We start from the raw sequence: 10720 nt of genomic DNA on the forward strand, positions 1-10720 counted from the left end.
GTGAGCATCCTGCTTCGGGACGTCATCGACATTCCCGAGCGTGCGGGAGCGGAGGACTACGTCCTGCGCCTGACCGACTCGGTCGGGCATGATGTCGCACGTCGGACGATCGACGCGTACGTCGTCACCGAGGCGATCGCCGACGCATTCGACGCTGCGCTTGGTCTGATCAGCGAAGCCGTCAGTTCCAGCGTGAGCAGGGGCGCATTTCTCACCGGATCCTTTGGTTCCGGTAAGTCGCACTTCATGGCTGTGCTACATGCCTTGCTCCAACACGAGCCGGCCGCCCGGGCGAAGGCGGAGCTGCAAGCCGTCATCGCCAAGCACGACCATGAGCTGTACGAGCGGAAGATCCTGCCACTGGCCTTCCACCTGCTCGGTGCGCGGACGATGGAGCAAGCGCTCTTCGATGGCTACATTCGGCAGATCCGTCAGCTTCATCCTGGTGCGCCGCTGCCGGCGATCCACAAGTCCGACGCTCTCCTCGAGGACGCGGAACGAATGCGCATCCGACTCGGCGATGAGCGCTTCTTCGACGGGTTGAATCGCAGCACATCCGACGACACCGACAGCGGCGACCCGTGGGCCGCGATCCTCGGTGCAGGTTCCTGGGATGCGGAGCGGTACGCGGAAGCTCGGGCTGCGTCACCCGCTTCGGACCTGCGCATGCAGGTAGCAACTGCGCTGGTCGAGACGTACTTCACGGCGTACACGCAGCAGGCTGAGTACGTCGATCTCGATACCGGCCTGGCCGCCATCGCTACCCATGCCAAGAGCCTCGGCTACGACGCGGTGGTTCTCTTCCTGGACGAGCTCGTGCTCTGGCTCGCCTTCTCGGTGCAGGACCGTGAGTTCTTCCGCCGTGAGTCGCAGAAGCTGACGAAGCTGGTCGAGTCCGCGATCGGTGGCCGCGCCATCCCGCTCATCTCGTTCGTCGCGCGGCAGATGGACCTGCGCCGGTGGTTCGCTGATTCTGGAGCGAGCGGCTCGGAGCAGGAGGCACTCGATCGGGCGTTCCGTCATCAAGAGGGCCGTTTCGCGACCGTCGTCCTCGGCGACGAGAACCTGCCGTACGTCGCGCATCAACGTCTGCTGCAGCCCAAGGGCGCCGAAGCAGAGCAGCAGCTCGAGGAGGCGTTTAGGGCCATCGACCGGCGCCCGGCGGTATGGGACGTACTGCTCGACGGCATCAACGTCGACGAGCGACACCGGGGGGCTGACGAGAAGGCGTTCGAACTGACATATCCGTTCTCACCAGCACTTGTGTCGACACTGAGGTCTTTGGCCAGTGTCATGCAGCGTGAACGCACGGCGCTCAAGGTCATGCAGCACATGCTGGTCGACCGGCGCGACACGCTGACAATCGACGAGATCATTCCCGTTGGTGACTCGTTCGACCTGATCGTGCAAGGCCAGAGCGGTCAGGCCCTTGACGCACAGGCTGCGGCCCTCTTCCGGTCGGCAAATAGGCTGTACGCCGAGAAGCTCCGGCCCCTCCTGCTGAACCTACACAGCATCGACGAGGAGACCGTTGCGAACCATCCGGATCGGGTACCGACCGCCTTCAGGACCGACGACCGCCTCGCGAAGACGCTGCTTCTCTCCGCGGTCGCACCAAACGTCCCTGCCCTGAAGTCCCTGACAGCATCCCGGCTGGCCTCGCTCAACCACGGATCGATCGTGTCGCCGCTGCCGGGGGGCGAGGCGCCTCTCGTCCTGTCCAAAATTCGTACGTGGGCCCGGGACGTGCCGGAGATCCACCTCGATGAAGGGGACCGCGATCCGACCATCCGCGTGCAGCTCTCCGACGTCGACTACGAGTCGATCGTCGAGCGAGCTAAGGGAGAGGACAACGACGGACGTCGCCGCGAGCTCATCAAGAGCCTCGTCAGTGACGGGCTCGGCATCGAGCTCGATAAGCCCGACATCCAGGGCGCCTACCATCACGAGCTGATCTGGCGCGGCTCGAAGCGCGCTGTCGAGGTCATCTTCGGGAACGTCCGCGACCGCAGCTGGCTGTCCGATGACCACTTCACCGCCAGTCCCGAAACCTGGCGAGTCATCGTCGACCATCCATTCGACGACGCCGGCCATTCCGCCTCCGAGGACCTCGACCGGCTCGACAAGATGCAGAGCAAGGGTTTTCAGTCGCGCACCATCGTCTGGTTGCCGAGGTTCCTCTCTGACGAGAAGCTTCGCGATCTGCGTCGCCTGGTTATCCTCAACTGGCTGCTCGAGGGCACGGGCGACCGGTGGCAGAGCCACGCGGACCACCTCAACGAGGCGGACCGAGCCCTCGCGCGAGGAATCCTCGAATCCCAACGAAACACCCTGCGTCGCAGCCTCGAGGATGCCATCCAACAGGCATACGGCGCGGCCTCTGTCCGGCCCGGTGTCCTCGTCGAGGATGCATCACACGACCGGACCCTGATCTCACTCGATCGATCGTTCGCTCCGGCCAACCCGGTAGGGGCAACGCTGGCGGCCGCATTCGGCAACCTTCTAACGCAGGCCTTCGACGCGACGTATCCGGGGCACCCGAACTTCGAGCCTGGAGATGTCGAGGTCAGGGTCAAGGACCTGCGCACCGTGGCTGCACACGTCGCACGAGCTGTCGCCGATCGCGAGAATCGCGTCGAGCTGCAGGGAGACACCGCCGCCGTACGACGGATCGCCGGGCCGCTTGGTGTCGGCACAGCCGCCGAGACGCACTACATCCTCGGAGACGACCGCTTCAGCCCATGGGGCCAGGAGATCGAGAGGGCCCTAGGACGACGAGATCATGAAGGTGGTGCAGGTCCACACGATTCGGTCACCGTCGCTGAGCTGAGACGCTGGATCGACGAGGTCAAGCCTGCCCAGGGCCTGCGACAGGAAGTGAGCGACCTTGTCGTGATCACCTGGGCGGCGCTGCGTCAGCGCGCGTGGTTCCAGCACGGACAAGCGATGGGCACTGTGCCCGAGCCTGGTTCTCTCGCGCCGAGCATGGAGCTGAGGACCCAGCCCATGCCGACCGCGACCGAATGGACCGATGCCACCACTGTCGCCGGTGCCCTCCTTGGTGTGCACGGCGCCGCTCATCTGACTGCGCCGGCCGTGGCCGACTTCGTCCGCCAGGTGACCGAGAGTGCGAAAGAGCTCGCTGCAGCTGCGCCCGATCTTGTCCGGGCGTTGGAGGCGGTGTACCCCCGTGTCGGCGTGACCGACGGCGCTCGGCTCAAGACCGCTCGCTCGGCCGCCGAGCTGGTGCAGCAGCTACGGCACTTGACCGGTGTCGAGCTCGTGCGTCGGGTTGCTGGAGCAGATCTCGACGGAACGCACGCGGCTGCAGGCAAGTCGCTCACTTCCGCGGCGTCGGTGGCGAGCGCGCTCGATGGGTTCCATTGGGAGCGGCTTGGCCCTTTGATGAAGGCGATGCAGTCCGAGGGCGCGGCCGCTGACCAGGCAGCGGAGGTTGTGAACCGGCTTCGCTCGGCGCTCGAATCGGACGAGATCGTCACCGCGATCGGCCGGGCGCTCGAAGACACGGACAGCGCCATCTTCAGCTGGCTCGCGAGCCATACGCAACCTCCGGTCGGGCCGATCGAGCCGCCACTTCCTCCGCAAGTCAGAGGTGGTCGCACGACCCGTCACAAGGACATGCCCAAGGACGCCGTTATCGCCGAACTGGGCAAATTCCTCGATGAGCATCAGGATGCTGAGGTCGAGGTCACCTGGCGGGTGCTTGGATGACCACCACTGTTGCGGTGACGCCGGTCAGCCGGTCGATGGTACTCGCCATGATCGACGAGGCCCGAGAGAAGAACTACTCTACCGGCGTGATCGGCTTAGCGGGCATCCCGGACCGAGCCATCACCGAGGACCTCGAGCACGGCGGTCGCGTCGTACGGGTGCGGCCAGCTGAATCTGCACTCGCCGTGCGGGAAGCGCTGACCGAGCACCGTGATGGCGATTGGATGGTCGTCGTTACTGATCGGTCCGGCGACGACCTGGGACCCGGACTGCTCGCGCACCTGATCTGGCAGCGTCTGCGCACGCCCGACCCGTGGGAAGCTGTCCGGCATCGCTTCTCCGCCACGGGCATCGACCCAGCGCTGACCGGCATCACGCACACGAGGGACCTTGCCTCGGCATTGCTTGCGGCAACACCTCCCACTGGCTGGCCTGCGGCACCCGCGGGGATCCTGACTCGGTCACACGCGCTCGCCTCGGTGGCAAGGTTCCACCTCGGTCTGGACAGCGACACCGCCGATGTGCTCGGAGTACTGCGCTGGAGCATGCGCCCCGCCAGTGTTGCCGCTGTCGCCGACCTCAGGGCCGAGTTCGGAGATCGGCTCACGGACGAAACACTCGCCTGGATCGCCGGTCGGACAGGTGCTGCCGCTTCGCCGGTGGGGATTCTGCTCAGGCAAGGCGAGATGGGCGACCTCGTGCCACTGGGAATAGTGCTCCAGCTGCTCACAGCGGACGAGGTACTCACCGCGGAGGAGCGCCACGTAGCCCAACTGTCGCTCGCACGGCTGGAACAGCGATGGGGTGGAGAAGCGCCAACGAATCAAGCTCTGAGGGCCTACGGCATCGGGGCCACGACGCTGCTGACAGAGCTCATCTCTGACGAGCGGCAAGGGGCGCATGTCGACCGGGCCTTGCAGCGCGCCGACACGATCCTGGATCAGCTTCAGGGCGGGCAACTCGGCGCACACTCCGACTTCCTCAGGCGCGGTCTGAACGAACGACTCAACCGCCTGGGCATCGCACTCACCATTGCCGCCGTACCCACACCCGCACCGACCGCACAACGGGACGTTGAATCCGCCTGGGCTCTAGTCTGCTCCCACCGACTAAGTAGCCCCACAGACTCCGTCATGATGGCCTTTGCCGCCGCTGTCCGGCTCTCGCGATGGCTGGCGACCCCACAAGATCCACAGGCAACCGATCTGGTCGCACTCAGCCGTCGGCAGATGGCACAAGGCGCTTGGGTCGATGCCGCGATCAACAATGCGCATCGTGGCGTCGAGGACCCCGGGCAGGCGACCTCCATCGGTCTGATCACCGAAGCAGCAATGAGACGCCGTCGGACTGAGGAGCGCGAGTTCGCCGTCGCGCTCGCCCAGGTGACCCGCTCAGACGCTATCGAGCCCAAGGCAATTGCGCCGGATGTGTGGCCACTTGAGGCGGTACTTCCTCAGCTTCTCTTGCCCATGGCGAGAAAGGCACCGATTCTCCTCGTGGTGCTGGACGGCATGAGTACCGCCGTGGCTACCGAGATCCTCGCCGACGCAACTGGAGAGCTCGGTTGGCTTGAGGGTGCGCTGACAAACGTAACCACCGGACGCCGGGCCATCGGTCTGTCCGTTCTGCCTTCACTGACCGAGGTGAGCAGGGCGTCGCTTCTCTGCGGGCGGCTCTGCCGGGGCCAACAGGATGTCGAGCGGCAGGGCTACGAAGAGCTGACGGCAAAGGTAGGCAAGATCAAGGCTGAACTCTTCCACAAGAAGGGCGTCGACTCGACTGCCGCCGGCTTCTCCGTTAGCGCTGACGTTAGTGCGGCAATCGACGACAAGTCGGTCGGCCTGGTGACCGTAGTGCTCAACACAATCGACGACGCACTCGACCGCAGCGACCCGGCAGGTACGACGTGGACCACTGATGCGGTCAAGCACCTCCGCCCGATCCTGGCCCGGGCCCGCTGGGCGGGTCGGACCGTCGTGCTCACGGCCGACCACGGCCACATCGTCGAGCGGCGCCGGGGACAACAGCGACCGTACGCCGAGATTACGAGTGGACGCTCGCGGGCCGTCACTGGCACCGTTGAGGACGGCGAGATCGAGGTTTCCGGCAGCCGCGTCCTGACACCCGACCACCGCGCCGTCCTCGCAGTGGATGAAGACCTGCGTTACGGCCCGCTCAAGGCTGGGTACCACGGAGGCGCCAGTGCCGCCGAGGTCGTCGTGCCCATCGCCGTCCTGATTCCCGATGAGGACAGCAATCCGCTCGGCCTGACGCTCTTGCCACCCCAAGTGCCGACGTGGTGGCTCACCCCGCAGAACGTGGTCGCCGAACCGAGCAGGCCGAGCGCAGTTGCTCCAACATCGAAGAAGCAGAGGCCCGACCTCGGGCCTACTCTCTTCGACGAAGTCGCTTCCGCGGTGGAAACCTCCTCGCCGTCGCAGACACTTGGCCGCGCGGTCGTCGGCTCCGCCATTTACCGTGCGCAGCGAAAGGTCGCGGGCCGGCTGATCGTCAAGGATGACCAAGTCGCGGCTCTGGTGGATGCGCTCGCCTCCGCTGCAGCGGGTCGCCTGCCGATGACGATCGCGGCGCGGGCTCTGTCGGTCAACGAGACGCGCCTGCGTGGCGCGTTGGCACAGGTACAGCAACTGCTCAACGTCGAGGGGTACGCCGTCGTCGGAACTGACCCGCAGGCAGCCACTGTTCTCTTGGACGAACGACTGCTTCGCGAGCAGTTCGAGGTGCGGTGATGGCACTGGACGTCTCGAGCCGCCGACGCCGGGAGGTGATCAGCGCCCTACGGCGCGGAACGGTGCCCGAGTCCGGCCTCGATCTCCTCGCGGTCGGCCTCGACCGATTCGCTGACGCCATCGACGAAGAACTGAATACCGTCGTCGACGGCGGCGCCGTGTTCAAGGCTGTACGCGGCGAGTACGGCGCGGGTAAGACGTTCTTCACCCGCCATCTGGCAGAACGTGCGCTCCGTCGTGGCTTCGCGACCGCCGAGGTGCAAATCTCCGAGACGCAGACGCCACTGCACCGGCTCGAGACCGTCTATCGCCGGGTTACTGAGTCGATGCGAGTCTCATCCATCCCGCCGAGTGCGTTCCGGTCGGTTCTCGACTCTTGGCTATTCACAGTCGAGTCCGACGTACTGGAAGCTGATCCGTCGCTTGGCTCTGCCAGCGAGTCAGCTGTAGGCGCGGCAGTGGACCTGCTACTCGAGCAACGCCTTGGCGCGGTCAGCTCACAGACGCCGGTCTTCGCCCAGGCACTTAGGGGCTATCGGAACGCGACGGCTGTCGGCGATGGCGCAACCGCCGACGGCCTAGCTGCTTGGATGGGCGGCCAGCCGCAGGTCTCATCCTTGGCAAAACGCGCTGCCGGCATCCGCGGGGAGCTGGATCACTTCGGTGCGATGGGCTTCCTGCAGGGACTGCTCACGGTGCTGCGCGATGCAGGGCACCCGGGCCTCGTCCTCGTCCTCGACGAGGTCGAAACCCTCCAGCGGGTCCGCGGAGACGTGCGGGACAAGGCATTCAACGCGCTACGGCAGCTGCTCGACGAGATCGACGCTGGACGCTTTCCCGGGCTCTATCTGCTCATCACCGGGACACCCGCCTTTTACGACGGGCCATCCGGAGTAACGCGGCTGCCACCATTGGCTCAGCGGCTGTCGACGGATTTCGGGACCGAGGCACGCTTCGACAACCCGAGGGCGGTCCAGATCCGCCTTCCGGGATTCGACCATGCTTCGCTGGTGACCCTGGGGCACAAAGTGCGCGACCTGTACGCGACAGGGAGCAACCGTGGGGATCGCATTCGCTCGACCGTTGATGATCCCTACATCGGGATCCTGGCTGATGCAGTGGCCGGAGCATTTGGCGGCAGGGTCGGCATCGCACCTCGAGTGTTCCTCAAGAAGCTCGTCGCCGACGTACTCGACCGGGTCGATCAGTTCGAGGATTTCGATCCACGAGTCCACTACGCCCTGACCGTCGAGGCATCGGAGCTCTCCGAGGTAGAGCGTGCTGCCCAGGGTCGTGGTGGCGCGACTTCGCTCAATGACATCCACCTGGATGTCGGGGATGAGGCCTGACCAAGGTGGCCGCAGGACAGCCATTCGATCGGCTTCACCCGGTCCTTCAGCACCACATCGTCAACACTCTAGGCTGGCCAGCATTACGGTCTCTGCAGAGTGAGTCTATCGAACCTGTGCTCAACGGGGCAGACGCCATACTGCTCGCCCCTACGGCCGGCGGCAAGACCGAAGCCGCGCTGTTCCCGTTGCTCACCCGGATGGAAAGAGAGCAGTGGGAAGGGGTGTCGGTCTTGTACGTCTGCCCCCTCAAGGCACTGCTCAACAACCTTCAGCCACGTCTGGAAACGTACGCCGGGTGGCTCGGCCGTGCAGCCAGCACGAGGCATGGCGATACTTCATCAGGCATACGTCGACAGCAGGTCGACGAGCGTCCCTCGATCCTCCTCACGACGCCGGAGTCAATCGAGGCGATGCTGGTCTCGCGGGCGGTGGACGCACGTCGGATGTTCGCGGACCTACGCGCGGTCGTCGTGGACGAGGTCCATGCACTCGCCGGAGATGATCGTGGGTGGCACCTGCTCGCAGTACTGGAGCGGCTGGAGGCTCTGGCGGGTCGGTCGCTCCAGAGAATCGGCCTCTCCGCGACCGTAGGCAACGCTGCTGAACTGCTCGGGTGGCTTCAGGGATCCGATCGTGGATCCAAGCCGACCGCGATCGTGGCACCGCCAGCCGAGAGTGCTGTCTTACCACAGTTCGCGCTCGACTTCGTTGGGAACATAGGCAATGCGGCTAAGGTCCTATCCCTGCTGTACCTAGGCGAGAAGCGCCTCGCGTTCGCTGACTCACGCCGTACGGTGGAGGATCTGGCGGTTCAGCTTCGCGGGCATGCTGTCGAGACGTTCGTCTCCCACTCTTCCCTGTCACTCGACGAGCGGCGCAGAGCCGAGGCTGCCTTCGCTGAGGGGCGGGACTGCGTCATCGTGTCGACGTCCACACTTGAGCTCGGGATCGACGTCGGAGACCTCGATCGCGTCATCCAACTCGGAGCTCCGAACACTGTCTCATCTCTGTTGCAACGACTCGGACGAACCGGACGCCGCCCCGGAACCATTCGGAATATGACGTTCCTGGCCTTGGACGATGCGGAGCTCGTGCGATCTGCCGCATTGTTACTGCTCCTCGGTGAAGGTTTCGTCGAGTCAGTAGTAGCACCGCCCGAGCCGAGGCACGTAGCGGCGCAGCAACTCGTCGGGTCGGCACTGCAGAAAAGCCAGATCGACCTTGCGAGCGAGTCGGAATGGATGGCGAGGCTCGGTCTGGCGACCGTCGATGAGCTCGCTCGAATCGAGCAGTGGCTGCTCGATACCGGGCATCTGGACGTCGACTCGGGGCTTGCCTTCGTCGGGCCGACGGCTGACAGGCGCTACGGGCCGCGGAACTTCATGGAGTTGCTCGCAATCTTCACTGCCGCACCCGAGATCACAGTCATACATGGACGGACTGAGATCGGCAGCGTCGACCCAGTGGTGCTGACATCGCAAACGGACGGTCCTCGAGTCATCGCCCTCGCTGGACGGCCGTGGCAGGTGACCCACGTCGACTGGAAACGACGCCGTGCATACGTCGAGTTGAGTGACCAGCTCGGGAGGTCCAAGTGGAGTGGCGATCCGCGGCCGTACTCCTACGATCTCTCCGATGCGATCCGGCGCCTGCTGCTCGGGGACCAACCCGCAGGGGTAGAGCTGAGCCGGCGCGCTGTCGAGCGGTTAGAGCGCGTGCGCGGGAACTTCGAGTCGTGGGTCAGCGATGAGGCCACCGTGATCGCCAAGGACGGAACGAGAGTGCGCTGGTGGACTTTCGCGGGGGGCCAGGCCAACGCAGTGCTGACTGCCGCCCTCGGCCGGATCGCACCAGATCTGCTGGACGAGTCCGTTTTCAGTAACCTCAACATCTCCCTCAAGCCCGAGGCGACAGCCGTTTCCCTGAGGGCCGCGCTCCGCGAGGCTCGCCGCCGCTTCGGTGATGATCTGTCCGCAGTAGCACCGGAGGTGAGCCAGCAGGCGCTGAAGAAGCTCAAGTTCTCCGAGCTTCTGCCACCGGACCTTGCCCTGCAGACCTTGGCTGCCCGCGGCGCCGACTGGAAGAGTGCGGCCGCCGTCGGACGCCGACCCGTCATTGATGCGACCGGCAGGACGAGCTGAAGCCGTGACTTCCCACCCCGAGCCAACGCGTCGACGATGAGCGTTCGCCCCAGGAATCAGCTGCCACCGAGGATAAGGGGCGACAGCAGGCAGGGACCCCACCGGCGCAACTCTCGGCTCGTCACCTGTAACGACAGGTGACTTCTGGACGATAGGTCGTTCAGCAGGGTGAGGGGGTTAGATGAAGTCGGCTGCTGGACCGCCGCCTTCTGGTCAGGCGCTAGGTCGGCGCGAGCGTGCGTTAGGTCATGCGCTCTACCGAGCCAGACCTGACTGTTCGCTTCATTATGTCGAGCGGACGTTCAATGCCCGATGGCTGAACCGGACGGCTCTACGCGGCGCCGGGGCTCTCCGCGAGGTCCCCGCCACTGCACGCTCGCGCACCCGCCCTCGGGGCCGAGGCCTCACTGTTGTCCTAGCCATACACCTGAACTTGATGAACACGGGTGTGATAGTGCCGACCGGGAGAGTGCGCCGGGGCGGGCGACGCGGTGGCTGGCTCGGTGGGGTTGAGCAAGCGGTCCGCCACTTCCTCGCCTGGCAGAACATTTGCCAGCGCGCAGACTCCGATCTGAACCCCGACTGCGACTCAGCAGGCACTCTGCGCATGAGTGTCGGAGGGGTCTGCCAGTGTTGGAGACACGGATTTTGGGGGTGGGGGCAGTGGGGTCGATATCGGAGCATGAGCAGCAGCGCGTGTTAACGCCGACCGAGGCGCTTCAGGTACGCGAGAAGCATGGTCGAA

4 protein-coding genes are annotated in these 10720 nt (G+C 65.1%); all 4 read left to right on the top strand.

Translation table 11 applies throughout. The features are described from left to right. The 4 genes from ACIBGM_RS15035 to ACIBGM_RS15050 are packed head-to-tail and all read left to right on the top strand — an operon-like array spanning position 1 to position 9975. Positions 1-3732 (top strand): DUF6079 family protein, encoded by a 3732-nt coding sequence (locus tag ACIBGM_RS15035; protein WP_396385800.1) that lies wholly within the window; start codon positions 1-3, stop codon positions 3730-3732. After that, the gene (gene pglZ / locus ACIBGM_RS15040) at positions 3729-6482 is read left to right on the top strand and encodes a BREX-2 system phosphatase PglZ (protein ID WP_396385802.1); all 2754 of its coding nucleotides are present in this window, start codon (positions 3729-3731) and stop codon (positions 6480-6482) included. Before ACIBGM_RS15035 ends, pglZ begins: the two co-directional genes overlap by 4 nt. Beyond that, positions 6482-7831 (top strand): BREX system ATP-binding protein BrxD, encoded by a 1350-nt coding sequence (gene brxD, locus ACIBGM_RS15045; protein WP_396385803.1) that lies wholly within the window; start codon positions 6482-6484, stop codon positions 7829-7831. The genes pglZ and brxD overlap by 1 nt, the downstream gene beginning before the upstream one ends. A 5-nt stretch (positions 7832-7836) precedes the next feature. Beyond that, positions 7837-9975 (top strand): DEAD/DEAH box helicase, encoded by a 2139-nt coding sequence (locus ACIBGM_RS15050; protein WP_396385804.1) that lies wholly within the window; start codon positions 7837-7839, stop codon positions 9973-9975. The last annotated feature ends 745 nt before the right edge of the window (positions 9976-10720 follow it).

It is taken from the genome of Kribbella sp. NPDC050470, assembly GCF_044458365.1.
In the GTDB taxonomy this organism is placed as follows: Bacteria; Actinomycetota; Actinomycetes; order Propionibacteriales; family Kribbellaceae; genus Kribbella.

Excerpts from the sequence above, each read along its gene's own strand:
- pglZ (WP_396385802.1), top strand. The coding sequence starts at position 3,729 with ATGACCACCACTGTTGCGGTGACGCCGGTCAGCCGGTCGATGGTACTC.
- brxD (WP_396385803.1), top strand. The coding sequence starts at position 6,482 with ATGGCACTGGACGTCTCGAGCCGCCGACGCCGGGAGGTGATCAGCGCC.